General features: G+C 55.8%; 23 protein-coding genes and 1 tRNA gene. 6 read left to right on the top strand and 18 right to left on the bottom strand.

Annotation, left to right across the window (positions count from 1 at the left end):
• The first annotated feature begins 83 nt into the window (after window positions 1–83).
• Window positions 84–1,817: a PHA/PHB synthase family protein gene (locus ACQUQP_RS09755; protein WP_432698606.1), complete on the top strand. Its 1,734-nt coding sequence runs from the start codon at window positions 84–86 to the stop codon at window positions 1,815–1,817.
• A 248-nt stretch (window positions 1,818–2,065) separates the two neighbouring features.
• Window positions 2,066–2,257 (top strand): PA3496 family putative envelope integrity protein, encoded by a 192-nt coding sequence (locus ACQUQP_RS09750; RefSeq protein WP_432698605.1) that lies wholly within the window; start codon window positions 2,066–2,068, stop codon window positions 2,255–2,257.
• A gap of 69 nt (window positions 2,258–2,326) precedes the next feature.
• Here the strand turns inward: ACQUQP_RS09750 and ACQUQP_RS09745 are convergent, their stop codons facing one another.
• Genes ACQUQP_RS09745 through ectA form a run of 4 tightly spaced genes read right to left on the bottom strand, consistent with a single transcriptional unit; the run spans window position 2,327 to window position 6,064 of the window.
• Window positions 2,327–3,787: an aspartate kinase gene (locus tag ACQUQP_RS09745; RefSeq protein WP_432698604.1), complete on the bottom strand. Its 1,461-nt coding sequence runs from the start codon at window positions 3,785–3,787 to the stop codon at window positions 2,327–2,329.
• Window positions 3,780–4,187, bottom strand: a complete 408-nt coding sequence (locus ACQUQP_RS09740) for an ectoine synthase (protein WP_432698603.1) — start codon at window positions 4,185–4,187, stop codon at window positions 3,780–3,782. Before ACQUQP_RS09740 ends, ACQUQP_RS09745 begins: the two co-directional genes overlap by 8 nt.
• A 26-nt stretch (window positions 4,188–4,213) precedes the next feature.
• Entirely contained in the window at window positions 4,214–5,488 is a 1,275-nt protein-coding gene (gene ectB / locus ACQUQP_RS09735) for a diaminobutyrate--2-oxoglutarate transaminase (protein ID WP_432698602.1), read from the bottom strand.
• 54 nt (window positions 5,489–5,542) lie between these two features.
• Window positions 5,543–6,064, bottom strand: coding sequence for a diaminobutyrate acetyltransferase (ectA, locus tag ACQUQP_RS09730; RefSeq protein WP_432698601.1), 522 nt, complete (start codon window positions 6,062–6,064; stop codon window positions 5,543–5,545).
• A gap of 297 nt (window positions 6,065–6,361) precedes the next feature.
• Between ectA and ACQUQP_RS09725 the strand changes: the two genes are divergently transcribed.
• Window positions 6,362–6,841, top strand: coding sequence for a MarR family winged helix-turn-helix transcriptional regulator (locus tag ACQUQP_RS09725; RefSeq protein ID WP_432698600.1), 480 nt, complete (start codon window positions 6,362–6,364; stop codon window positions 6,839–6,841).
• An 18-nt stretch (window positions 6,842–6,859) separates the two neighbouring features.
• Here ACQUQP_RS09725 and ACQUQP_RS09720 read toward each other — a convergent pair whose 3' ends face one another.
• Complete coding sequence (locus ACQUQP_RS09720) at window positions 6,860–7,642, bottom strand: GGDEF domain-containing protein (RefSeq protein WP_432698599.1); 783 nt, start codon at window positions 7,640–7,642, stop codon at window positions 6,860–6,862.
• Between the two features lie 150 nt (window positions 7,643–7,792).
• On the opposite strand from ACQUQP_RS09720, the gene hisC reads away from it, so the two are divergent.
• Window positions 7,793–8,872 (top strand): histidinol-phosphate transaminase, encoded by a 1,080-nt coding sequence (hisC, locus tag ACQUQP_RS09715; protein WP_432698598.1) that lies wholly within the window; start codon window positions 7,793–7,795, stop codon window positions 8,870–8,872.
• A 17-nt stretch (window positions 8,873–8,889) separates the two neighbouring features.
• Here hisC and ACQUQP_RS09710 read toward each other — a convergent pair whose 3' ends face one another.
• Complete coding sequence (locus tag ACQUQP_RS09710) at window positions 8,890–9,792, bottom strand: GGDEF domain-containing protein (protein ID WP_432698597.1); 903 nt, start codon at window positions 9,790–9,792, stop codon at window positions 8,890–8,892.
• A gap of 257 nt (window positions 9,793–10,049) precedes the next feature.
• On the opposite strand from ACQUQP_RS09710, the gene ACQUQP_RS09705 reads away from it, so the two are divergent.
• Window positions 10,050–11,261, top strand: coding sequence for an EAL and HDOD domain-containing protein (locus tag ACQUQP_RS09705; protein ID WP_432698596.1), 1,212 nt, complete (start codon window positions 10,050–10,052; stop codon window positions 11,259–11,261).
• Window positions 11,262–11,289: 28 nt separating this feature from the next.
• Here ACQUQP_RS09705 and ACQUQP_RS09700 read toward each other — a convergent pair whose 3' ends face one another.
• The 10 genes from ACQUQP_RS09700 to sdhC form a co-directional block, all read right to left on the bottom strand.
• Entirely contained in the window at window positions 11,290–11,598 is a 309-nt protein-coding gene (locus ACQUQP_RS09700) for a c-type cytochrome (RefSeq protein ID WP_432698595.1), read from the bottom strand.
• A gap of 139 nt (window positions 11,599–11,737) precedes the next feature.
• Window positions 11,738–12,619 (bottom strand): succinate--CoA ligase subunit alpha, encoded by an 882-nt coding sequence (gene sucD / locus ACQUQP_RS09695; RefSeq protein WP_432698594.1) that lies wholly within the window; start codon window positions 12,617–12,619, stop codon window positions 11,738–11,740.
• Window positions 12,620–12,621: 2 nt separating this feature from the next.
• Window positions 12,622–13,788 (bottom strand): ADP-forming succinate--CoA ligase subunit beta, encoded by a 1,167-nt coding sequence (gene sucC, locus ACQUQP_RS09690; protein ID WP_432698593.1) that lies wholly within the window; start codon window positions 13,786–13,788, stop codon window positions 12,622–12,624.
• A 131-nt stretch (window positions 13,789–13,919) separates the two neighbouring features.
• Window positions 13,920–15,359, bottom strand: a complete 1,440-nt coding sequence (gene lpdA, locus ACQUQP_RS09685; RefSeq protein WP_432698592.1) for a dihydrolipoyl dehydrogenase — start codon at window positions 15,357–15,359, stop codon at window positions 13,920–13,922.
• 39 nt (window positions 15,360–15,398) lie between these two features.
• Window positions 15,399–16,628: a 2-oxoglutarate dehydrogenase complex dihydrolipoyllysine-residue succinyltransferase gene (gene odhB, locus ACQUQP_RS09680; protein ID WP_432698591.1), complete on the bottom strand. Its 1,230-nt coding sequence runs from the start codon at window positions 16,626–16,628 to the stop codon at window positions 15,399–15,401.
• A gap of 46 nt (window positions 16,629–16,674) precedes the next feature.
• Window positions 16,675–19,506, bottom strand: coding sequence for a 2-oxoglutarate dehydrogenase E1 component (locus ACQUQP_RS09675; RefSeq protein ID WP_432698590.1), 2,832 nt, complete (start codon window positions 19,504–19,506; stop codon window positions 16,675–16,677).
• A 296-nt stretch (window positions 19,507–19,802) separates the two neighbouring features.
• The gene (locus ACQUQP_RS09670) at window positions 19,803–20,507 is read right to left on the bottom strand and encodes a succinate dehydrogenase iron-sulfur subunit (protein WP_432698589.1); all 705 of its coding nucleotides are present in this window, start codon (window positions 20,505–20,507) and stop codon (window positions 19,803–19,805) included.
• 12 nt (window positions 20,508–20,519) lie between these two features.
• On the bottom strand, window positions 20,520–22,298 hold the full coding sequence (gene sdhA, locus ACQUQP_RS09665; RefSeq protein ID WP_432698588.1) for a succinate dehydrogenase flavoprotein subunit: 1,779 nt from the start codon (window positions 22,296–22,298) through the stop codon (window positions 20,520–20,522).
• 3 nt (window positions 22,299–22,301) lie between these two features.
• Window positions 22,302–22,649 carry a succinate dehydrogenase, hydrophobic membrane anchor protein gene (gene sdhD / locus ACQUQP_RS09660; RefSeq protein WP_432698587.1) on the bottom strand — a complete coding sequence of 116 codons (348 nt, stop codon included), beginning with the start codon at window positions 22,647–22,649 and terminating at the stop codon, window positions 22,302–22,304.
• Entirely contained in the window at window positions 22,643–23,020 is a 378-nt protein-coding gene (gene sdhC, locus ACQUQP_RS09655; RefSeq protein ID WP_432698586.1) for a succinate dehydrogenase, cytochrome b556 subunit, read from the bottom strand. The genes sdhD and sdhC overlap by 7 nt, the downstream gene beginning before the upstream one ends.
• 432 nt (window positions 23,021–23,452) lie before the next feature.
• On the opposite strand from sdhC, the gene gltA reads away from it, so the two are divergent.
• Entirely contained in the window at window positions 23,453–24,733 is a 1,281-nt protein-coding gene (gene gltA, locus ACQUQP_RS09650; RefSeq protein WP_432698585.1) for a citrate synthase, read from the top strand.
• Between the two features lie 232 nt (window positions 24,734–24,965).
• Here gltA and ACQUQP_RS09645 read toward each other — a convergent pair whose 3' ends face one another.
• Both ACQUQP_RS09645 and ACQUQP_RS09640 read right to left on the bottom strand, forming a co-directional pair.
• A complete protein-coding gene (locus ACQUQP_RS09645) occupies window positions 24,966–25,547 on the bottom strand; it encodes a hypothetical protein (RefSeq protein ID WP_432698584.1) in 582 nt (193 codons plus the stop codon).
• A gap of 397 nt (window positions 25,548–25,944) precedes the next feature.
• Window positions 25,945–26,021 (bottom strand) — tRNA-Val (locus ACQUQP_RS09640).
• Window positions 26,022–26,072 lie beyond the last annotated feature (51 nt).

The following is a 26,072-nucleotide window of genomic DNA, read 5'->3' as shown; positions in this document are numbered from 1 at the left end:
ACTAGGATGGACGGCAGCACCTGCAGCCGCTGTGAGAGCACCATTCGACTTACCGCCTAATCCGGCACCGAGGGAATCGCACTATGGAACAGCCCGCCTACAAACAGATCAAGAACAGCATCGACCGGGCCATGCACGCCTTTGAAGGACGCGTCACCCAGGGTATCTCCCCTGCATCCCTGTCTATGGCCTACATGGACTGGCTGATACATCTGGCCCACTCTCCGGGCAAGCTGGGCGAGCTGACCGAAAACCTGGTGCGCAAAAACGCCGCTTACTGGGTCTGGAGCGCCCGCGCCGCCACCGACCCCGATACCCCGCCGCTGATCGAACCCCTGGCACAGGATCGTCGTTTCAACGATCCTGCCTGGCACAAGTTTCCGTTCAATGTCATGGCCCAGGGCTTTCTGATGCGAGAGCAGTGGTGGCATTACGCAACCACCGGCATCGCCGGTGTCTCCCGTCACCACGAAAACGTAATCTCGTTCGCGGCGCGCCAGTTCCTCGATATGCTGTCACCGACCAACTTCCCGCTGACCAACCCGAGAATCATCGACCGGGCGATCGAGACCGGGGGTACAAGCATCTACAAGGGAATGGAAAACCTGCTTGAGGATGTCCAGAACTATACCACCGGGACAGCACCCAGCTGCGAGAATTACTGCGTTGGCCACAACCTGGCCACCACCGAAGGCCAGGTGATCTATCGCAACCGCCTGATAGAACTGATCCAGTACAGCCCGAAAACAGCTGACGTCCATGCCGAGCCGATCCTGATCATCCCGGCCTGGATCATGAAGTACTACATACTCGACCTGTCCGAGCACAACTCCATGGTGCGTTACCTGGTTGAAAAAGGGCATACGGTGTTCATGATCTCATGGCACAACCCTGACGCTGCCGACCGTGACCTGGCGATGAAAGACTACATCAACCGCGGCGTCCGGGATGCCGTCAAGGCGATCAGCAGCATCGTGCCGGACCAGCAGATCCACGCAGTCGGGTACTGCCTGGGCGGAACACTGCTGGCAACCACGGCCGCGGCGATGGCCAGGGACGAGGACAACCGCATCAAGACCCTGTCACTGTTCACCGCGCAAACCGATTTCACCGAAGCCGGCGAGCTGATGCTGTTTATCGATGAGAGCCAGCTCAGCTACATGGAAGACATGATGTGGGATCGTGGCTACCTCGATACCACGCAGATGTCCGGCGCGTTCACGCTGCTGCGCTCCTATGACCTACTCTGGTCCAGAATCGTCAGTGAATACTGGCTCGGCGAGCGCCCGCCAATGAACGATCTGATGGCCTGGAACAGCGATTCCACCCGCATGCCCTACAAAATGCACACGGAATACCTGAGCCGGATGTTCTTGCATAACGATCTGGCCAGCGGACGTTTCATCGTCGATGACCGCCCGGTCTCTCTGCGTGATATCCGTATGCCGATCTTCTGTGTCGCCACCGAAAAGGACCACGTAGCCCCCTGGCATTCTGTCTACAAGCTCCATGGTCTGGTCAACACCGACCTGACCTTCGTGCTTACCAGCGGTGGCCATAATGCAGGCATCGTCAGCGAACCGGGCCACCCGCGACGGCGCTACCGTATGGCGCTCAATCGCCCGGAGGACAAATACATCTCTGCCGATGAGTGGTACCAGCGTTACGAAGCCAGTGAAGGCTCCTGGTGGGAACCTTGGAGCGAGTGGCTGGCGGAGAACTCCAGCGGGCGTACAGCGCCACCTGCGATGGGCAATGCCGAGGCCGGCTACGCGCCGCTCGCCCCCGCACCGGGCAGCTACGTTCTGGAAAAGTAAAACCGGCTGAGAACGCCGCATGGCAGTGCCTGTAGCGATATCCATTGATAGCTTACAGGCACTTTTTTTGGCTACCCCGATAGCAAAATTTAATTTTTCGCCTGCGCCGAAGCTGCACTATATTCGCGCCTAAGAGGGGTTTGAAATTCAAGTCAAGTCACCGGTTGGCAAACCTTGGTTCAACGCCCCATCGGTAGGTTTGCAGCTTATTGCTGCGCGTTTTTAACTTAAACATGAGATTACGGTCGATGGGCACAAAAGTACGTGTCGATCATTCCCTTGACGACCTGGAAGACTGGAGCGAACAGCTTTCAGACGATGAAGAAGTCGCGCAGACCCGTCTGCGTTACAACGGCAAACGGCGTCGTCAAATCGAAGATCTGATGGAAGAGCGCGCTCTGGCTCGCCAGATTAGCGATATCTACGACGAGCGGGTCTAAGAGATCAAACAAAATCGCCCCGCAGGCCAAGCCTGCGGGGCGATTCTCTTTCTGGCCGAGCAATGACGATCAGGCGGCGCAGATCACATCACCGTGCTCTTCTTTCTCGATGAGCGCGTGGTGCAGAGCGCGAACCGCTTTCTCGTAATCCTCTTCACGGATAATCGCCTGCATCTCCACCTGACGTACCGACTGGTGCAGCGCCTGTACGCTGATATCGGCGCCGGACAGAGCCGAGACCGCCTTGGCCAGGATACCCGGCACCTTCATGTCGGAGCCGATGGCCGATACGATCGCCACGCGGTGCAACTGCACTTCCGCACCACTGTACTTTTCACCGATCAGGCGCACCGCACGATTGATGATTTTGCGGGTACCCGAGAGGTAATAGGTCTGGCTGTTGGCGTCGGAGTCACGGGCGATAACATACACCTTGAGCTCTTTGAGAAGCTGCAGCAGCTCGATCTCATAGGCGATGTCACCCAGCATATCCTGGTCGAACACCTCCAGCGCCAGCACACCACTGCGACCGGCGATGATCTCGACACAGGGTTCAGCGCTGCAGTAATCACCGCTGATCAATGTACCTGAGTGGTCGGGCTCAAACGCGTTCTTGATACGCAGTTCAATGCCCTGCTCACGCAGACCTTTTGCCGCCTTCGGGTGGATCGCCTCCATACCCAGGTTGGACAGCTGATCGGCCACATCGTAGTTGGTACGGCCGATGGTGACGATATTCTCAAGACCGACAATGCCGGGGTCTGCCGTACTCAGGTGGAACTCCTTGTGGATCACCGCCTCGCGGGCGTTGGTCAACGTCGCGATCTTGCTGAATGTCATCTCGCTGTAGCCACGGTCGAAGGTCTTCATCAGACCCTCTTTGCAGTGGGTATAGCCGGTGACGATCGGCAGTTCGGTGGCCAGATCGATCCCTTCCAGGTGGCTGTTCAGCATCGCCTCAAACGCCAGGGGTTCCGGCTCGTGCCAGCCACTGAGGTCCACCAGCCTTGCATTCACCCCTGCGTCCTGCAACGCCAGGACAGTATTGAAAGCACTGTGGGATTCACCGATCGCGGCCAGCATCTCGCGCACACGCAACAGGTGATCGGTGAGCTGGAAATGACCGTAGCGGCAAAGCGCCTGCAGGTTATCCATGCAGCCACGCGCTCCCTCGATGCGCTCGGTGACGAAGCTATCCGCCTTCTGTCGGGCAATGGAATCACCAAACAGGGAACGGTTCATCGCCAGCATTTCATCTCGGACCCGGTCCAGGGATTCGTGCCAGCTCTGCTCCTGCTCACCATTGGCGAAGCGACCGTAAACGCCGGGTTCACCGGTCTTTTTGTGCTCCAGGAGCAGGTTGGTCATACCACCGTAAGCGGACACGACAAAGATGCGCTGATAGAGATCTGAACCGCTGCGTTCGCCGATAAGGATGGTATCCATGAGCTCGGCAAACCGGCTCATGGAGGTTCCGCCTATCTTCTCGACACTGTGAAGCGCCGTTTCAGTAGTCTCTGTATCAGGCATCAACAGCCTCCGCCTCTACGGGATAAACACCATTTTCGTCGTGCACCTCTTTGCCGTTCAGCGGCGGGTTGAAGGCGCAGGCAACCTGCATACCTTCCGGGCCACCACGCAGCAGGTGCTCGTCATTTTTATTCAGGATGTAAACCGTTCCCGGCACGATCTTGTGGATCTTGCCGTCGGCTAGAGTTTCCACTTCACCGGAGCCGCTGATGCAGTAAACGGTTTCCAGGTGGTTCTGGTACCAGATATGCGTCTCGCTGTTCGGATAGATGTTGGTGATGTGGAAAGAGAATCCCATGCCATCATCTTTAAGGGAGAGACGCGTGCTATCCCAAGTATCTGTTTCTGAAAAGATTTTACGGCCGTTCTCGGCACATTCTGCGAGTGTACGTACGATCATTGTTGTTCAATCCTGTGAGCTGATTCTTAAGAAGCTTTCTTTTCGCGTGCAGCGGTTGCCTTGGCAAAGGCGTGATCCAGCACGTTCAGCGCGAAATCGATCTGGGCCTGAGTAATGGTCAGCGGAACCAGGCACTTGACCACCTGGTCGTGCGCGCCGCTGGTTTCGATAACCAGACCATTCTCGAACGCTTCGCGGATAACCTCTGAGGCCATCTCGCCATCCGGGCATTCAATACCGCTCATCAGACCACGGCCGTTGAGTTTCATGCTGTCGGCGCCGTAGCGGCGAATCAGCTTCTCGAGCCCTGCACGCAGGTGCTGCGCTTTCTGCTGCACTTCTTCGGCAAAGCTGTTATCGCTCCAGAACAGCTCAAAAGCTTTAGCTGCCGTCACAAATGCCAGGTTGTTACCGCGGAATGTGCCGTTGTGTTCACCCGGCGTCCAGATATCGAGTTCCGGGCGATAGGTGACCGCCGCGAACGGCAGACCATAGCCACTGAGCGATTTGGACAGCGTGACGATATCCGGCTTGATACCGGCTTCCTCAAAGCTGAAGAAGGTACCGGTACGGCCACAGCCTGCCTGGATATCATCGACAATCAGCAGGATCTCGTGGCGGCGGCATACCGCTTCCAGATTACGCAGCCACTGCGCACTGGCGGCATTCAAACCACCCTCACCCTGAACGGTCTCAACAATGACGGCGGCCGGGTGATCCAGACCACTGCTCGGGTCGTTGAGCAGCTTTTCAAAGTATTCGGTGGTATCAACACCTTCACCGAGGTAACCATCGAACGGCAGACGGAAGACGTCATTCAGTGACGTACCCATACCGCCGCGGTGATGCTGGTTACCGGTTGCGGCCAGCGCACCGGCGCTGCAGCCGTGGAAACCATTGGTGAACGAAGCAATGGTTGTGCGTCCGGTCACCTTACGAGCCAGCTTAAGCGCCGCTTCTACCGCATTGGTGCCGGTCGGCCCGGTAAACATCACCTTGAAGTTGCCCATATCGCGGGGCTCAAGGATGTATTTCTGGAAGTTTTCCAGAAAACGGGCTTTTGCCGTGGACATCATGTCCAGGCCATGGGTGATACCTTCGGAGCTGATGTATTCGATCAACGCATCTCGCAGCTCCGGGTGGTTATGTCCATAGTTGAGAGTGCCGGCACCAGCCAGAAAATCGATGTAGGTGCGACCCTCTTCAGAGGTGAGCTCAGCCCCGCGGGCCTGGTTGAATACAACGGGGAACGAACGACAGTATGAACGAACTTCTGATTCAACCTGCTCAAAAATACTCATTACAAACTCCTGATTGAGTTAATTTCTTACCTGTGACGCCAGTGCAATTCCGGGTTACGAAGCCAGAGCGACAGCCAGCTTGAACGGACCTGCACGGTAGAGCACTTCGTCCTCATGGGCGCCATCGAAGTGATCCTTGCGAGCGAACTTGACGCTCTTTTCAACGGGCGCGCTCAGCGCAGAGAAGAAGCGCGCGAACATCGCCTGAGACGCCTGGTTATCCGGCGTGATGGTGGTTTCGATGTACTCGACACCCTCATCCGAGAGGCGGTCCGCAAGCTCCATCAGCATGCGGTTACCCAGTCGCTGACCGCGCGCTGACGGGCACACGGCAACCTGCCAGACGAACAGGGTTTCCGGACGGGCCGGCGGGCGATAGCCGGAAATAAAGCCAACCATCTTTCCCTTGTCATCAAACGCTGCAATCGACGTGTCGGCGAAGTCACCACACTGCAGCAGATTGCAATACATCGAGTTGGTGTCCAGCGGGGGGCAGCGCTTGATCAGGTTGTAAACCGCCGCACCATCGTTGGACATGGGCTTGCGAAACTTGATCTTCATTTTATTGGTATTCATAGCATCCTGAATATTTAGCTTTTTAAATATTTAGCCTTGCGATGCTTTTATTGTAAAACATATCGCATCCCGTTAATCAACCACCTACCCGATATGCGAATCCATTCAAGACCAAAGTATAGAAATCCTTGTAAATTCAGCATCTGAAGTCGCAACACCCACTAACAAGTGTCATTTTCATTTGCTTCGCGTTACAATGGATTTACATTTAGACAAACCTTTTTATTGCAAGGCTCTATGTTTCAGGCTAAAAACTGCGCCATCTCAACAGACACTGAACCGGATACTTGGATAGATATGCCAAAGAGTCAGGACGTACTGGTGCTCCTGCGCCAGATCATCCGTGTAACCGATATGCACGATAAGCAGCTCAGTCGTATGACCGGGCTGACAATGCCTCAGTTGATGACCATGCAGACGCTGGAGACCGAGGGCGCGATAACGATTGGCGTACTGGCCAAGAAGATGAACCTGGCACAGGCTACCGTGACCAGCATTCTTGACCGCCTGGAGCTGAAGGGACTTGTAAGAAGAGAGCGCAGTCAGACAGACAAGCGCAAGGTCTTGGCCTGCCCGACCCACGCGGGTATTGAACTGCTTAAATCAGCACCAACCACCCTGCAGGACCGCTTTGTAGACGAGTTTGATTCATTGAAGGATTGGGAGCAGTCGATGATACTCGCCTCCCTGCAGCATATCTCGGGGCTGCTTGAGGCGGATCAGATCGACGCCGCACCGATGCTTGATATCGGCGCATTGGACCGCCACATGCAATAACCAACAGAAGATGGATATTCAGGGTCGTGGTTGGTTAGCGCCGGGGCCCTCCACGCGATTTCTGCCATCCCGTTTGGCCCTGTAAAGACGCTCATCCGCACGCTGCATTAACGACCCGAAACTTTCGCCCGGACGAAGCTGAGATACGCCAAAGCTGGCCGTCACCACCTGATCAATCCCGAAATTAGTGGACTCAACCGCTGACCTGAGCCTCTCGGCCAGCTCCATCGCGCCCATACCACCGGTTTCGGTTGCTACCACCATGAACTCCTCTCCGCCGGTGCGCGCCAGCAGATCCAGGTCACGAATACGACCGGCAGCAAGGCTGGCAAAGGATTTCAGCACCCGATCACCGGCAGGATGGCCAAACTGGTCATTAATCTGCTTGAAATGATCGATATCGAAGAGGATCACCGACAACTCGCGGTGGTATCGGTGGGACCTGCGCACCTCACGGGCAAGCACCTCCATGACGTAACGGCGATTGAGAATACCGGTCAGCACATCGGTGTTGGCCTGCTCGACCAGCGTGCGTATCTCCACCAAACGGCGGTAGGCGAAAAAGACCAGGTAAAGCGGCCCAACCAGCAACACGCTCAGCAGCAGATCATCGAGATCAAAGAGATGATCGACACGTTGAGACCAGCTATAAAGGGTACCGCTCAGATCCAGCTCTGCCGCAACCAGAAACACCACCAGGAGCACCAGCACGGCAAGCAGGAGCTCACTGAGGAAACGCCAGTTATCAAGGTATTTGTGCTTGAATCTTGGCAAGGTAAAGCTGTCCTTTTTCGGAGACATTTAAGTCGCTTCCCGCACAGTCTAACAGCACGGCACAGGTAATAGTTAGCTTCACTATAGTTCGCATACCCCAAGGCCACTTCTTTGGCCTGGGCGCCTCTGCTATCCTTTCTGCCCTCTTTAAACGAACAAACGGTGCAGCGCCAAACCATGAGCAGATTCTGGAGTCCGGCTATCCAGTCACTAGTCCCCTACACTCCCGGGGAACAGCCCAAGATCGACGGGCTGACAAAGCTGAATACGAACGAAAACCCCTACCCGCCTGCTCCAGCCGTGCACCAGGCCCTCTCAGCGTTCGATAGCGGCCGTTTACGCCTTTACCCAGACCCTGACGCCTCGCACCTGAAAAACGCCCTGGCGGCGGAATTTGGCCTTAATCGAGAACAGGTGTTTGTCGGTAACGGATCCGACGAAGTACTGGCCCACGCGTTCATGGCATTTTTCCGCCAGGAACAGCCTCTGCTCATGCCGGAGACGACCTACAGCTTCTACGATGTGTATGCGAACCTTTACGCCATTGAACACATCAAAGTGCCGCTGACAGAGAGGTTTGAGATCGACCTTGCCAGCTACCAGAACGAAAACGGCGGCATTATCTTCGCCAACCCCAACGCTCCCACCGGGGTCGCGCTGCCGCTGACCGCTATCCGCTCTTTGCTTGAACGCAATCGCGACAGCGTTGTTCTGGTAGACGAAGCGTACGTCGACTTTGGGGGCGAAAGTTCAGCCAGCCTGGTCAACGAATACCCCAACCTGCTCGTCGTACAGACATTCTCCAAGTCCCGTTCTCTCGCCGGCCTTAGAATCGGATATGCACTCGGCTCCGCGGAACTGATCGATGGACTGGAGCGGGTCAAGAACAGCTTCAACTCCTATCCGCTGGACATGCTCGCCATTGAAGCAGCCTGCGCTTCACTGTCCGACAAAAGCTATTTTGAGGAGACCTGCGCGAAAATCATCGCGACACGCGAGAAGACCCGTCAGGCGCTGGAGAAGCTGGGATTTGAGACGCTACCATCGGCCACAAACTTCCTGTTTACGCGGCACAGCGAACTGCCAGGTAGCGAACTGATGGACTACCTGCGCAGCAACAAAATACTGGTGCGTCACTTCAGCAAGCCGCTTATCGCCGATTACCTGCGCATCACCATCGGCACCGATACGGAAATGGAGCGGCTAATCAGCACACTGGAAATGCATCCGGTTATCGCCCGCAGGGTGGCGCGCTAAGCGCGCCACTCCAGTTTTCAAGAAGTCTCGCCCTCGACACGGTTGCCACCGCTGCTGCGGGCGATAAACAGATTTTCTTCCGCGCGTTTTAGCATCCCGGCGGCATCATCCTCAACGCCCTGCAAGCCGCTGACCCCGACACTGACGGTACAACTGACCTCCCCCGTCGCATAAGGCATCTCCAGTTCGGCAACCATCCTGCGGACCCTTTCGGCCGCAGCTACGCCCTGGTCATGATTGGTTTCGGGCAGAAACAGCACCAGCTGATCATCACCAAAGCGCGCCAGGAAATCCGCTGTTCGCTTCAACTTATGGATACCGGTGACAATCTGCTGCAACAGCTGATCGCCGGCATCCCAGCCATGCTGGTCGTTAATGCGACTGAAGCCATCGACATCGACCACCATAACACTGCAGGTCCAGTCATAACGTAACGCCTGAGCAACGGTCTGCTCCATCACAGTCATCAGCGCACGACGATTGTAAGCGCCCGTCAGGGGATCGCGCTGGGCCTGGTTGGTCACCTTCCTGTGCAGCTTTTTGCGCTCATTGATATCGCGCGCACTCCAGAACACCTCTCCGGAGGGAAGTGCCAAAAAGACAGCCTCGAACCAGATCGGCTCGCGTAACCCGGCCTCGCGAAACGCAGCAACATGTTCCGGTCGCAGCACATACTCAAGCTTCTGTTTTTCACCGGGGCTTGCCTGGGCACGTTCAATCGCACTGTTCACGGGCGTGTAGAGATCAGCAGGCAGCAGATTCTCAAGATGTGCACCACAGATAACCGATTCGATAAGCCAGTCTGAATCACCGGCGCGGCAGAGCTCAACCCGACCTTCCCTGATGACGATTACCAGGTCCCGGCTTACCTGAAGCAACGCTTCGAAACTTTCCTTACGCCCCGAAAGCTCCTGAGTCATCCTTAAAATCCCCTCTGCTGACGTCAACTTTTTGGTTATCGGATCTTTATAAACTACAGAGAGGAACCTATCGCAAAACTAACAAACTTCAAAGAAATGGCGTTAATATCCATTCAATGTATTACTACCCGGCCCAGTACTGCACCCCAGCGAATGCCAGACTATCGCCGGCCAACCTTTACTAAATCCGGATCATGCGCCCAACTTATGTGTTATCTTAAAGCGACACCAAACCATGACGAGTTAGGATAACGGACATGTCTCAGGTCCTCATGGCCCGACAACCCATTTTTGACAGGAAGTTGAATGTTGTCGCTTATGAGCTGCTGTATCGCTCGGATGATCAGCTTAACGTTGCCAACGTCGTCGATGGCCACCACGCAACCTCCAATGTGCTGGTGAATGCGTACACCAGCATCATCGAAAACCAGGAACCGAAAAAGCTTCCCGCCTTTCTCAACCTGCCCAGGGAGATGTTTGAAACCGACTCTCTACCGGCCATGGCGCGAAAACAGCTGGTTATCGAGGTACTGGAGGATGTCGAGGTCGATCAGACCCTGCTGGATGCGGTCAAGCGTTACCGGGAAGCCGGTTACAACATCGCATTGGACGATTTTGTCTACCGGCCCGAGTACATTCCCCTCCTGAAGCTGGCACATATCGTCAAACTCGACGTGCTGGCCCTGGGTATGGAGGGTATTCGCGCAAGCGTGGAACAGTTGAAGCCCTACCGCATCACCCTGCTGGCGGAAAAGGTGGAAACCTACGCACAACTGCAAGAGTGCATAGAGCTGGGCTTCAAGCTGTTTCAGGGTTACTTTCTGCATCGCCCGGAAATAGTCGCCGGCCGACGCCTGGAGAGCAACGAGGCCGTGCTGCTGCAAATCCTCGCAGAACTGAATGCAAAGGAACCCGATACAGCGCGGATCGCCAAACTGATAGAACAGGACCCCGCCCTGACCTATCGCCTGCTGAAGATAGTCAACTCGGCCTCCCTGGCGCTGAAACGCCAGGTGAATGACATCCACGAAGCGATGATTATTCTCGGTCTGAGCGAAATACAAAAATGGATATCTCTGCTGGCACTGTCCGGGCAGAAGACAAAACCCACGGAGCTCACCCGGCAGATACTGACCGTTGCACGCTTGAGCGAACTGATTGCAGAACGCTCACCGGAGTCACAGATAGCGCCCAGTACCGCTTTCCTCTGCGGAGTGCTTGATCGCCTGGACGCGCTGCTCGATATAGACCGGGAACAGCTGCTGGAACAGATCGCCGTCAGTGACGAGATCAAACTGGCCATCAGAGAACGCTCGGGACCACTTGGCGAACTGGCAGGCCAAGTACAGGCACTCTGCGAGGGCGACTGGGAGGCACTTACCTGCGATAGCCCCGAGCTATATCAACAGTGCCAGATTGAAGCCCTGGCCTGGACCAACGACACCATGGCGCTCATAGAACCTGCGTAAGCAACGCCGATATTCAGGCTGCTCACTGCTATCGAGCACCCGCTGTAAGCTCGGAGATGGCATTGCTGAGCTCTTCATCGCTACAACTCATGCAGGTGCCCATTTTAGGCATTGCACCCTTACCCGCTTTAACGGTCGCAAGCATCGCATCCATCCCTGTCGCCAGCCGTGGCGCCCAAGCCGCCTTGTCATCGGGTTTAGGCGCACCACCAACGCCTGCCTCGTGACAGGCAATACAGTGCTTCTCAACCACCTCTGCACCCGTCTGAGCCACTCCCAGCTGGCTGATCAGGAGCATCGACAGACCAATGCCACCCGCTGATAACGTCTTCATCATTGTTTTTTCCCTTTCAATCCTGAATGACCACCAACAGCAGAATAGCTGTCACTCGACGACCACAGTTTTATCACTAAGCAGCAAACTAAAGACACAAAAAAAGGCGACCGGAGTCGCCTTTTTTGATCCAGATTGGAAATTACTTCATTTCCCAACCGGTCAGCTCGGACAGAGCCTTGCCGATGTCAGCCAGAGAGCGAACAGTCTTGACGCCAGCGTCTTCCAGCGCTGCAAACTTCTCGTCCGCAGTACCCTTACCACCAGAGATGATCGCACCGGCGTGGCCCATGCGCTTGCCCGGAGGTGCAGTAACACCAGCGATGTAGGAAACAACCGGCTTGGTCACGTTTGCCTTGATGTAGGCAGCCGCTTCTTCCTCGGCAGAACCACCGATCTCACCGATCATAACGATCGCTTCGGTCTGCGGGTCGTTCTGGAACATTTCCAGAATGTCGATGAAGTTGGAGCCCGGGATCGGGTCACCACCGATACCGACACAGGTAGACTGACCGAAACCGGCGTCAGTGGTCTGCTTGACCGCTTCGTAAGTCAGAGTACCAGAGCGGGAAACGATACCCACTTTACCCGGCAGGTGGATGTGACCCGGCATGATACCGATCTTGCACTCACCCGGAGTGATAACGCCCGGACAGTTCGGACCGATCAGGCGCACGCCCAGTTCGTCACACTTGACCTTGCACTGCAGCATATCCATAACCGGAATGTGCTCAGTGATACAAACGATCAGTTTGATACCCGCGTTGGCGGCTTCCAGGATGGAATCCTTACAGAAAGGAGCCGGCACGTAGATAACAGAGGCTTCAGCGCCAGTCGCTTCTACCGCTTCAGCAACGGTGTTGAAGACCGGCAGGCCCAGGTGCTCAGTGCCACCCTTGCCCGGAGTTACACCACCAACCATCTTGGTGCCGTAAGCGATCGCCTGTTCAGAGTGGAAGGTACCCTGACCACCAGTGAAACCCTGACAGATTACTTTGGTGTCTTTATTAATCAGTACGGACATGATTATTTAGCCTCCGCTGCTTTAACAGCCTGCTGAGCCGCGTCGGTCAGGCTGGTCGCTGCGATGATATCCAGGCCAGACTCAGACAGGAGCTTGGAACCCAGATCTGCGTTGTTACCTTCCAGACGTACCACAACCGGTACTTCTACACCCACTTCCTTGACGGCACCGATGATACCTTCGGCGATCAGGTCGCAGCGAACGATACCGCCGAAGATGTTGACCAGTACGGCCTTGACCTTGTCGTCTTCGAGGATGATTTTGAATGCTTCGGTAACACGCTCTTTGGTTGCACCACCACCAACGTCGAGGAAGTTAGCCGGGAAACCGCCGTGCAGGGAAACGATATCCATGGTACCCATGGCCAGGCCAGCACCGTTAACCATGCAACCGATGTTGCCGGTCAGTGCCACGTAGTTCAGGTCCCACTCGGCCGCACGGGCTTCACGCTCGTCGTCCTGAGACGGGTCGTGCATCTCCTGGATGTCCTTGTGGCGGTAAACAGAGTTACCGTCGATGACAACCTTGGCGTCCAGGCAGTGCAGGTTACCCTGGTCGGTGATAACCAGCGGGTTGATTTCCAGCAGCGCCAGGTCTTTCTCTTCAAACATCTTCGCCAGACCCAGGAAGATCTTGACGAACTGCTTGATCTGGTCGCCTTTCAGGCCCAGTTTGAAAGCCAGCTCGCGACCCTGATACGGCTGAGCGCCGGTCAGCGGGTCAACGGTAGCCTTGAGAATCTTTTCCGGAGTCTCTTCAGCAACTTTCTCGATCTCCACACCACCTTCGGTAGATGCCATGAAGACGATACGGCGGCTGGAGCGATCGACAACGGCACCCAGGTAGAGTTCGTTGGCAATGTCGGTGCAGGTTTCAACCAGGATCTTGGAAACCGGCTGACCATTGGCATCTGTCTGGTAAGTCACCAGACGCTCGCCGAGCCACTTTTCAGCGAAGGCTTTGGCTTCATCCGGGCTGTCGACCAGTTTCACGCCGCCCGCTTTACCGCGGCCGCCAGCGTGGACCTGAGCCTTGACGACCCACTTGTCTCCCCCAATCTGCTTTGCTGCTTCTACTGCTGCTTCCGGAGTATCTACCGCAATCCCTTTGGAAACCGGCAGACCATAGGCGGCAAACAGCTGTTTACCCTGGTACTCGTGAAGGTTCATGCTCTAATCCGTTATTGTGTCGATTATTCATACACACGATCACTAGGTGCGCAACCGTGCGTGCTTACAATGATGCTGCTACATCAGGCCGGGCTTGTGGCCCGGCCGTCATGCAACGCAACCCTCAGGATTTAACGCTTTTTACGGTTGGCGACATGGATAGCGTGACCATCCACTGCCAGTGCAGCTTCGTGAACCGCTTCACTCACAGTCGGGTGAGCGAAGATGGTGAGCTGCAGGTCTTCAGCGCTGGAGGAGAACTCCATCGCGATCACACCCTGAGCGATCAGCTCGGATGCGATGCCGCCAACGATGTGTACACCCAGAATGCGGTCGGTCTGTTCGTCAGCAATCATCTTGACGAAGCCTTCGGTGGCATTAGCTGCCATCGCGCGACCGGACGCCGCAAACGGGAACTTGCCGACTTTATATTTCACACCTTCAGACTTGAGTTCCTGCTCAGTCTTACCTACCCAGGCCAGCTCCGGGAAGGTGTAGATGATGTTCGGGATGCAGTCATAATTCATGGCAGCCTTATGGCCGGCAATGATGTCTACAACCATGATGCCTTCTTCCGAGGCCTTGTGTGCGAGCATCGGGCCACGAACGGAATCACCGATCGCGTAGACGCCCGGTGCGTCAGTGCGGCAGCTCTCATCAACGAAGATGAAGCCGCGCTCATCCAGCTTGACGCCGGAATCTTGAGAAAGCAGTCCCTGGGTCTGCGGACGACGGCCAACCGCTACGATCAGCTTGTCGACTACCAGCTCCTGATCACCCTTGGCATCGGTGTACTTAACTTTCACCTCTTTGCCATCGACGATTTCAGTACCGGTGCAGCGCGCACCCAGCTTGATGTCCAGACCCTGCTTGGTGAGCAGCTTCTTGGCTTCCTTGGCGACATCGGTATCAGCCAGGGCCAGGAAGTCGTCCATCGCTTCGAGCACGGTGACTTCGGAGCCGCAGCGAGCCCAGATGGAGCCCATTTCCAGACCGATAACACCGGCACCGATGATACCAAGGCGCTTCGGTGCTTCATCGATATCGAGCGCACCGGCGTTATCCAGGATCAGACCTTCGGTCAGCGGAGCCGGCGGGATTTCGACCGGCACGGAACCGGAGGCCAGGATGACGTTTTCAGCGTCGTGAGTGGAAACGTTACCGTCTTTGTCGGTCACTTCCACTTTCTTGCCGGCCAGCAGTTTGCCCGTACCCTGCAGCAGGGTCACGCCGTTCGCCTTGAACAGACCGCCGATACCGCCGGTCAGGTTCTTAACGATCTGATCCTTGCGCGCCACCATCTGCTTGGTATCGATCTGAACGTTGTCAGCGACGATACCCTGAGCCGCGAAACCGTGCTGCGCTTCGTGCAGTTTGTGAGTGGTTTCAAGCAGTGCCTTGGACGGGATACAACCCACGTTCAGGCAGGTACCGCCCAGAACTGCGGAGCCCTTGTCGTCAACCCACTTCTCGACACAGGCAGTCTTAAGACCCAGCTGTGCTGCACGGATAGCAGCTACGTATCCGCCAGGGCCGGCGCCAACAACAATTACATCAAATTTATCTGCCATTATTTAATCCTGTTCTCTCTCGTTCGATTGTGGGCTCGATTAGATATCCAGAAGCATGCGAGCCGGATCTTCCAGAAGATCCTTGATGGTAACGAGGAACTGTACCGCTTCCTTACCATCGATCATACGGTGATCGTATGACAGCGCCAGATACATCATCGGCAGAACGACTACTTCGCCGTTCACAGCCATCGGGCGCTCCTGGATTTTGTGCATACCGAGGATCGCTGTCTGCGGCGGGTTCAGGATCGGCGTGGACATCAGGGAACCGAACACACCACCGTTGGTGATGGTGAAGGTACCACCCTGCATGTCGTTCATGCCGAGCTTGCCGTCACGGCCGCGGACACCGAAATCACGGATAGTGGACTCGATGTCAGCCAGGCTCATGCTGTCAGTATCACGCAGCACCGGAACCATCAGACCACGATCGGTGGATACGGCAACACCGATATCCTGGTAGCCATGGTAAACCATGTCATTACCGTCGATGGAGGCGTTAACGGCCGGGAAGCGTTTCAGCGCTTCGGTAGCCGCCTTGACGAAGAAAGACATGAAGCCCAGACGAGTACCGTTGTGGGTCTTCTCGAACAGGTCTTTGTACTGCGAGCGCAGATCCATGACCGGCTTCATGTTGACTTCGTTGTAGGTAGTCAGCATGGCAGCATTCTGCTGCGCTTCAACCAGACGCTTGGCGATGGTCGCACGCAGACGGGTCATCGGCACACGCTTCTCGGTGCGCTCGCCAGCCGGTACATTGACCGGCGCTGCAGCGGCAGCGGCGGCCGGTGCAGCTGCAGCAGGCGCTGCCGGCTTGTTCTTGAGGTAGTTCTGGACGTCTTCCTTGGTGATGCCGCCGCCTTTACCGGTAGCCGGAATCTGGCTGGCATCCAGGTTGTTTTCTTCGATCAGCTTGCGAGCAGCCGGGCCGACCTTGTCGCCGTCACCGGTTTCACCCGCAGTAGTCGTCTCGGCGGAGGAAGCAGAAGCTGCCTCTTTAGCCGGTGCTGCAGCGCCGGCAGAACCGGCCGCGCCTTCTTCGAAGAGAGCGATGACTTCGTCGCTCAGGACGGTGTCGCCTTCGTTCTTGATGATCTCCTTGATCACACCATCAGCAGGCGCAACCACTTCCAGTACGACCTTGTCAGTCTCGATGTCGACAATCAGATCGTCAGCTGAGCAAGCCTCACCAGGCTGCTTGTGCCAGGTTGCAACGGTACCGTCCGCTACGGACTCCGGGAATGTCGGTGCTTTGATATCGATGGACATGCTGTTTCCTTTATATCGTGCTCGTTTCTATGCTAACGAACTGTCATTAACCGTTGATTGCTTCGTTGACCAGCTGTTCCTGCTGCTCAAGGTGAACCGAAATGTAGCCTACAGCCGGCGCCGCCGCGTGCGGGCGACCCACCCCTTCCAGGTACAATTTGGGATCCAGCTTGTGCAGCACATTGCGCATGTGATGCTGACTGCAGTACCAGGCCCCCTGGTTCATCGGCTCTTCCTGGCACCAGACAACAGTTTCCAGGTTCTCGTACTGGCTCAGGATCTCAAGCAGGATATCTTCCGGGAACGGATAAAGCTGCTCGATACGCAGGATGGCAACATCGTCTTTTTCCAGCTCCGCACGGCGGTTGTAAAGGTCGTAGTAAACCTTGCCGCTGCACATAACCACACGCTTCACCTGCTTCGGATCAAGTGCGTCCACTTCCGGAATTACCGGCTGGAATGCGCCGTCTGCCAGCTCTTCCAGCGTGGAGATCGCCTGCTTGTGACGCAGCAGTGACTTCGGCGACATGACGATCAGCGGCTTACGCAGCGGACGTACGACCTGACGACGCAGCAGATGGAAGATCTGAGCCGGTGTTGTCGGTACGCAGACCTGGATGTTGTGCTCAGCAGACAGCTGCAGGAAGCGTTCCAGACGTGCTGAAGAGTGCTCAGGTCCCTGACCTTCGAAGCCGTGCGGCAACAGCATGGTCAGACCACAGAGGCGCTGCCATTTCTGCTCGCCAGAGGTGATGAACTGGTCGATAACCACCTGGGCACCGTTGGCGAAGTCACCAAACTGGGCTTCCCAGATAACCAGCGCATTCGGCGTAGTTGTCGCATAGCCGTACTCGAAAGCAAGTACCGCTTCTTCCGACAGCAGCGAGTCGTAGATATCGAAGCTCGGCTGTTCGGCAGCGATGTTCTGCAGCGGCACGTAGCTGGTGGCATCTTTCTGGTTATGCAGCACCGCATGACGGTGAGAGAAGGTACCGCGACCCACGTCCTGACCGGTCAGGCGGACCGGGTAGCCTTCTGCCAGCAGGGTGGCATAAGCCAGCGTCTCAGCGAAGCCCCAGTTGGCCTCCATCGCGCCATGAGCCATCTTCTTGCGGTCTTCGTAGATCTTCTGCACCTGGCGCTGGATCGCAAAGCCTTCAGGATACTCAGCGATATTGTTCGCCAATTCCTGCAGCAGCTTGATGTCAACGCGGGTATCGCAGTCGAAGCTCCACTGGTGACCCAGATAGGGGCGCCAATCGACGAACAGCTCAGTATTCGGTTCTTTAACCAGAGCTCGCGCAACATGCTCGCCGTTTTCAAGCTGGCTGCGGTACTCTTTTTCCATCTCTTTACTCTGCTCTGCGGTAATCACGTTCTCAGCGATCAGCTGATCCGCGTACAGAGTACGAGTGCTCTTCTGGTTTTTGATCTTGGCGTACATCAGAGGCTGGGTGCCTGATGGCTCATCCGCTTCGTTATGGCCACGACGACGGTAGCAGACAAGATCGATAACCACGTCTTTTTTGAATTCGTGACGGTAATCAACAGCCAGCTGTGTCACGAAACGAACCGCTTCGGGATCGTCACCGTTAACATGGAAGATCGGTGCCTGGACCATTTTCGCCACGTCGGTGCAGTACTCGGTAGAGCGTGCATCGTCTTTGCGCGAAGTGGTGAAGCCGACCTGGTTATTGATAACGATATGGATGGTACCGCCGGTTTTGTAGGCGCGGGTCTGAGACATCTGGAATGTCTCCATCACCACACCCTGACCGGCAAATGCCGCATCACCATGAATATTGACCGGTACCACGGTATCGCCACTGCCATCTACACGACGGTCCTGACGGGCACGCACAGAGCCAACAACTACCGGCGCTGCGATCTCAAGGTGAGACGGGTTGAACGCCATCGCCAGGTGCACTTCTCCGCCATCGGTCATGACGTTGGAAGAGAAACCCTGGTGGTATTTAACGTCACCGGAGCTTTCAACCAATTTTTTGCCTTCAAACTCACCGAAGAGCTCGGTCGGGTTTTTACCGAAGATGTTGACCAGAGTGTTCAGGCGGCCACGGTGAGCCATGCCAATGACGATCTCTTTCGCGCCCTGCTTACCGGCGCGACGCACCAGCGTATTCAGAGACACGATCAGGGACTCACCACCTTCCAGACCGAAGCGCTTGGCACCAGCGTAGCGGGAGCCGAGGTATTTCTCGAGGCCTTCCGCAGCGGTAAGGCGCTCCAGCACCATCATCTTCGATTCCAGTTCTACGTCAGGATTCGAGCGCACCGGCTCCAGACGCGACTGGATCCAGCGTTTTTCCTGGGTGTCGACGATGTGCATATATTCAGCGCCGACACTGGTGCAATAGGTCTTCTTAAGATCTGCCAGGATCTCTTTCAGCGGCGCTTCTTCTTTACCGAAGAACAGAGAGCCGAGCTGGAATACGGTGTCGTAATCCGCTTCTGAAAGTTCATGGAAGCGCGGTTCGAGATCGGGAATCTGTTCACGCTCGAGAAGCCCGAGGGGATCGATCTGCGCCACCTGGTGACCACGCACGCGATAGGCGTTGATCATCCGCAGTACGCGAACCTGCTTTTTCTCATGCTCGGAGCTTACGCTGCTGACAGCGCTGGGCTGAGCACGCTGCTGGTTCTTGGAAAGATAAAGAAAGTGTTCCCGGATGGGAGAATGGGGAACATCTTGGGAGATGCTATCACCAACTTTGGGAAGCTGGTCGAACTCTTCACGCCACTCTTGTGGAACGGCGTTCGGGTCCATCAGGTAGGTTTCGTACAATTGCTCGACGTAGGAGAGGTTGCCACCGTATAGATGGGCATTCTTCCACATCAGCTCCATTATGCCATCTTGCATTATGATATCACCCTGGCTTTGGGGGATGAGGCTGTGATCAGGGTGCACCATATCCTTCTCACCTATAACCGTCCCCTGCTGATTACCGATTTGTTATTCAGCTGCAATCTAACGGGTCACGCGAAATTGCGGGAAATATTTTACGACTTTTCACTGAGGCTTAACACAGCTAGCAGGGATGGATACTACTAAAGTTCCTTCGAATTCTGTTTTTCCTGCGACAAAAGCAGAGTTGCCAACACCCAGATAAAGAAAAAGCGGCACTAAGTGCCGCTTTCTGCTTACCGATTGACCGATCAGGTCGCCTGCTGAATCAGCATGGTTCTGATCTTGCCGATCGCCTTGGTCGGGTTCAGACCCTTCGGACATACACTGACGCAGTTCATGATGCCATGGCAACGGAACACGCTGAACGGATCATCCAGGTCAGCCAGTCGCTCACGGGTTGCCGTATCCCGGCTATCGGCCAGGAAGCGGTATGCCTGCAGCAGACCAGACGGGCCGATGAACTTGTCCGGGTTCCACCAGAAGGACGGGCAGGCAGTCGAACAGCATGCACAAAGAATACACTCGTACAGACCATCAAGCTCGGCACGCTCTTCCGGAGACTGCAGACGCTCGATCGCCGGCGCCGGCGTATCGTTGATCAGGAACGGCTTGATCTTCTCGTACTGCGTGTAGAACTGAGCCATATCGACGACCAGGTCACGAATGACCGGCAGGCCCGGCAGCGGACGCAGCACCAGTTTGTCGCTTTCCACTACCGCAGACAGCGGAGTGATACAGGCCAGACCGTTACGGCCATTCATGTTCATACCGTCGGAACCGCAAACACCTTCACGGCAAGAGCGACGGAACGCCAGAGTGGCATCTTTTTCTTTCAGCAACTGGAGCAGATCCAGCACCATGATGTCCTTTCCACCCGGGATATCGATATGGATATCCTGCATGTACGGCGCATCATCTACTTCAGGGTTATAGCGATATACACTTACCAGCATCGTACCAGCCCCTTAATAAGTTCGTACTTTCGGCGGGAACGGTTCCATCGTCTTCGGAGCGAAGTTCACCGCGCGCTTGCCGATACTCTTCTCCAGCGGGAAGAAGACAGAATGGCACAGCCAGTTCTCATCATCACGCTCGGTGAAGTCGTTACGGGCATGAGCACCACGTGACTCTTTACGCACTTCCGCAGCGATAGCCGTTGCCTCGGCAACTTCCATCAGGTTCTCCAGCTCAAGCGCTTCGATACGCGAGGTGTTGAACGACTGACTCTTGTCTTCGAGGTGTACGTTCTCAACACGCTTACGGAGCTCTTTGAGCAGCTCGAGACCCTTCTGCATGCTCTCGCCATCGCGGAATACGCCGAAGTACAGCTGCATGGTGCTCTGCAGATCCTTGCGCACGTCAGCGATGCTTTCGCCGCCAGTACTGTTGTTCAGACGGTTCAGACGCGCCATCGCAGCTTCGATATCAGCATCAGTTGCATCAGCCACTTCGTAGCCTTCACGCATCTGCTGCTCGATCTGCAGGCCAGCCGCACGACCGAAGACAACCAGGTCAAGCAGAGAGTTACCACCGAGGCGGTTTGCACCGTGTACGGATACACAGGCAACCTCACCACAGGCAAAGAGACCATCAATAATCTTCTCTTCACCTTCAGCAGCCGAACTCGGAGCGATAACCTGACCGCCGATATTGGTTGCCAGACCACCCATCATATAGTGACAGGTCGGCACAACCGGGATCGGCTCTTTTACCGGATCCGCCGCTGCGAAGGTCTTGGACAGCTCACAGATACCCGGCAGACGGGAGTGCAGAACCTCCTCACCCAGGTGATCAAGCTTCAGGTAGACGTGATCACCGTTTTCGCCACAGCCACGACCTTCGAGGATCTCGAGGATCATGGAACGGGCAACAACGTCACGGCCTGCAAGGTCTTTCGCGTTCGGAGCGTAACGCTCCATGAAACGTTCGCCGTCCTTGTTGATCAGGTAGCCACCTTCACCACGGCAACCCTCGGTCACGAGGACACCGGCACCGGCAATACCGGTCGGGTGGAACTGCCACATTTCCATATCCTGGGCAGGAACACCTGCACGCAGGGCCATACCAACACCGTCACCGGTATTGATCAGGGCATTGGTCGTGGACGCAAAGATACGGCCCGCACCACCAGTTGCCAGGACGGTAGCCTTGGCCTTGATGTAGACGGTTTCGCCGGTTTCGATGCAGATCGCGATACAGCCAACGACAGCACCATCAGCATTCTTCACCAGATCCACCGCGTACCATTCGTTCAGGAACGTGGTACCGGCTTTCATGTTGGCCTGGTAGAGAGTATGCAGCAGCGCGTGACCGGTACGGTCAGCAGCAGCACAGGTACGGGCAGCCTGACCGCCCTCACCGAAATTCTTGGACTGACCACCGAAAGGACGCTGGTAGATACGACCTACTTCGGTACGGGAGAACGGCAGACCCATGTGATCCAGCTCAAACACCGCCTGAGGACCAACAGAGCACATATACTCGATCGCGTCCTGGTCACCGATATAGTCGGAGCCTTTGACGGTGTCGTACATGTGCCAGCGCCAGTCATCATTGGGGTCAGCACTTGCGATCGCGCAGGTGATACCGCCCTGGGCAGACACGGTGTGAGAGCGAGTCGGGAAAACCTTGGTAACACAGGCAGTATTCAGGCCGGACTGAGCCAGCTGCAGCGCGGCGCGCATGCCCGCACCACCACCGCCGACCACAATAGCGTCGAAAGAGAGCGTACGCAGTTTAGACATGTCTTAGATACCCCAAAGAATCTGGATGCCCCACACAACGTAAATAAACGCCAGCAGGCCACAAACGGACTGGAATACGAAACGGGCGCCGGTGGGCTTGATATAGTCAGTAGAGACCGACCACATACCGATCCAGGCATGTGCCACCATGGAAAGCAGTGCCAGCAGCGTAAAGATACGCATACCTGTTCCATCGAACAGGCCACGCCACTGGTTGTAATCCATATCCGAGTTGAACAGCAGGTAGCCGATCATGAACACGGTGTAAGCGAGAAGGATGACCGCAGTCACACGCTGCATCATCCAGTCATACAGGCCGCTACGGCCAAAGCTCGTAATACTGGTTACCATATCCATACTCCTGCCAGAAGAATCGCTACGACAGCAACAACGAGTGTCACCTTGGCTGCGCGCTGACCGCTTTCCAGCTCTTCACAGAAACCAGCATCCATAATCAGATGCTTGATACCGGCGAAGAAGTGGTACAGGAGCGCTGACACCAGACCCCATGCAATGAGTTTTGCCAGGAAGGATTCCTGGAGCATCTCCTGGGCTTCAGCAAAGCCTTGCGGAGACTCCAGCGAGAGGCCCAACGTATACACCATGAAGATGGCGCCGAAGAACAGCGCGACACCTGTGACACGGTGCAGAATGGACGTAATCGCCGGTAGTGGCTGTTTGATTGTTCGCAGATCTAGGTTTACAGGTCTATTTTTGTTCACGGCTCTAGTTCACACTCTTTCGGCCCTGTTGCAAGGCACGGTTACTTGGAAGTGCTCAGAGAGTAGTACCTCGAGATGCCTGAAATGGACTCATTTATTTTTGCTTTTGTGAGACATTTCAGATGCCGGAGTATAGACACTTCACCCTATGAACACAATGCAGCACAGGCCGCATTAGCCTTATGTCCAATACGCCTCAGGGTGACAGCAGGCATCGATCGCGCTGCTTTTATTGGCCAATAAAACGGCTGACTAACTTAGAATTTTACTCATGATGCGATGCAACATATTAGCCCTTTGACTAAATTGACAATCACGCTTCAAACCTTATAGTGGTTCCACTCTTTACGGGGCCGCAGCTGATCCTGAAGCCCCGCATAAAGCGGCTGACAACAAGTCGCAGCTATTAAAACCGAATGATAGGAGCCTCGAATGGCTGACAAAAAAGCACGTTTGACAGTCGATGGTCTGGAAGATGCAATTGAGCTTCCGGTTTATAGCGGCACAGAAGGCCCGGACGTCATCGACGTACGCCCTCTGACCGGTCAGGGACTTTTCACCTACGATCCAGGCTTCGTATCGACGGCCGCCTGCGAATCCAAACTGACCTACATCGACGGCGGTAACGGCATCCTGCTTCACGGCGGCTACCCGATCGAGCAGCTGGCAGAGAACGCCGACTACCTCGAAGTCTGCTACCTGCTGCTGAACGGCGAGCTCCCGACCCCGGAACAGAAAGAAACGTTCAACAACACCGTGACCAACCACACCATGGTCCACGAGCAGATGAGCCACTTCTTCAACGGCTTCCGTCGCGACGCCCACCCCATGGCTATCATGTGCGGCGTTGTCGGTGCACTGTCAGCCTTCTATCACGACTCCCTGGACATCAACGATCCGCATCATCGCGAAGTCTGCGCGTACCGCCTGATCGCCAAGATGCCGACGATCGCCGCCATGTGCTACAAGTACTCTATCGGCCAGCCGTTCATCTTCCCGCGCAACGAAATGAACTACGCCGAAAACTTCCTGCACATGATGTTCAGCACACCGTGCGGTGAATACAACGTCAGCCCCACGCTCGCCAAGGCGATGGACAAGATCTTCATCCTGCACGCCGACCACGAACAGAACGCCTCCACTTCCACCGTTCGTCTGGCAGGCTCCTCAGGCGCTAACCCGTTCGCCTGTATCGCAGCCGGTATCGCAGCACTCTGGGGCCCGGCACACGGCGGCGCCAACGAAGCTGTTCTGGTAATGCTGAACGAAATCGGCGACGAGTCACGCATTCCGGAATTCATCGAGCGCGCCAAGGATCCGAACGACCCGTTCCGCCTGATGGGCTTTGGTCACCGCGTCTACCGCAACTTCGATCCGCGCGCCAAGGTTATGGCGAAAACCGCAGAAGCAGTCCTGTCTGAGCTGGGCATTGAAAACGATCCTCTGCTGAAGATCGCCAAGCGCCTGGAGCAGATCGCGCTGGAAGACGAGTACTTCGTCAAGCGCAAACTGTACCCGAACGTGGACTTCTACTCCGGTATCATCCTGAAGGCGATCGGCATCCCGACCAACATGTTCACCGTGATCTTCGCCCTGTCACGCACCATCGGCTGGATCTCTCACTGGAACGAGTTCCACTCCAGCCCGAACAAGATCGGTCGTCCGCGCCAGCTTTACACAGGCCCGAAACAGCGCGACTACCCGGCGAAGTAACACCGGACTCTCGCAACCAAAACAGCCCGCACTATGCGGGCTGTTTTATTTCCGCAACACAGAAATCACTCCGCGCACACCAGCATTCAGTAACCCGGCACCGACATTCCAAGATAACTTGCAACATTAAGCACTGGCAGAAACTGGCGCCAAACAATCCGTAAATTTTGCAGCATAACCCACGGAACGGGGCGCCAAGCGATAAACAGGCACCCAAAGCAGCCACAAACGTTTAGCGCCGCTCGTCAATCAAGCGACCTTCCAGGTCGTAGCAATAAGTGGTCCGTGAAAGGATAAAACGCACATCAGAGCCGGTAGCGATGAATTCACCACCGCAGCCGGGATGGAGAAAGCCGGTGGGCTTGCTGCCCACATACGAAAAAGTGTCGTCCATCTCCAGACTATAATCGCCATTAAAAGACTGCAGCTGCCGGCTACCGCACACCAGGCAGGCCTCATCACCGCGACGCTCGGCTATCAACGCCAACCTGCGCTGCAGAGAGGAAATCTGCCGTGCCAGCCAATCAACAGTCGCCCTTTTGCCCGGAAGCAGCCTGAGAGCAAACCGCTTAACCCGGGTATCCGACAGACTTTGCAGCTCAGCCTGAATTGCATCGATCTCCTGCTGCGTCCAGGCAGCATCTTCGAAATGCTCGACCGGCCGAAGTGCAGCACACTCTTCACACCAGCCCAACGTACTGTGCAAAGGCACTTCCACACTGCCGTCGAGGTAGACCCGGCGCTTGTTCAGCTGTAGCGGCGACCAGGACGCATCACAGCGATTACAGGTCAGGTTGATATGCGGTACGGACATCCTTGTACTCCTGCTGCGACTTAACATCCTGCCAGAAATAATTGCTCGGCTATCCCGCTCCGCCAGACGCCCAAAGCACTCCTTTAAGCATCGAAACTCACCAGCGCCGCAGAGATAAGATCTTCCAGAGGGCAGGCCTGAAGCAAGACACAATAGGCGACGCCTTCAGTGGAGGTCGCCCAGGAGTGCCACGACGCGTCGAGCATCGCCAAGCGTCGAGCAAGAAAGACACCAAAGGAGCGCCCGCTGGAGCTCTGACAACCTTCCGCCAGCGCCGGCAAAGCCGATCGACGAACCGAAAGATTAAAGACAGCCGAAAACTGATTGGAATTTTTTTGGGAACCACAAACAAAAACAGCGGGCCGCTTCCGCTAACCCGCTGTCTTTGTAAAGAATTTGGTAGGACTAAGCAGACTCGAACTGCTGACCCCCACCATGTCAAGGTGGTGCTCTAACCAACTGAGCTATAGTCCTAGATGCTTGGGGCTTTGTGTTCCGCCTCAAACGTGGTGCGTATTATATATA

The sequence above is a fragment of the Marinobacterium sp. YM272 genome (assembly GCF_050908845.1).
Lineage (GTDB): Bacteria > Pseudomonadota > Gammaproteobacteria > Pseudomonadales > Balneatricaceae > Marinobacterium_D.
Note: the sequence above shows the minus strand (reverse complement) of the source record. Positions and strands in the feature narration are given on the sequence as shown.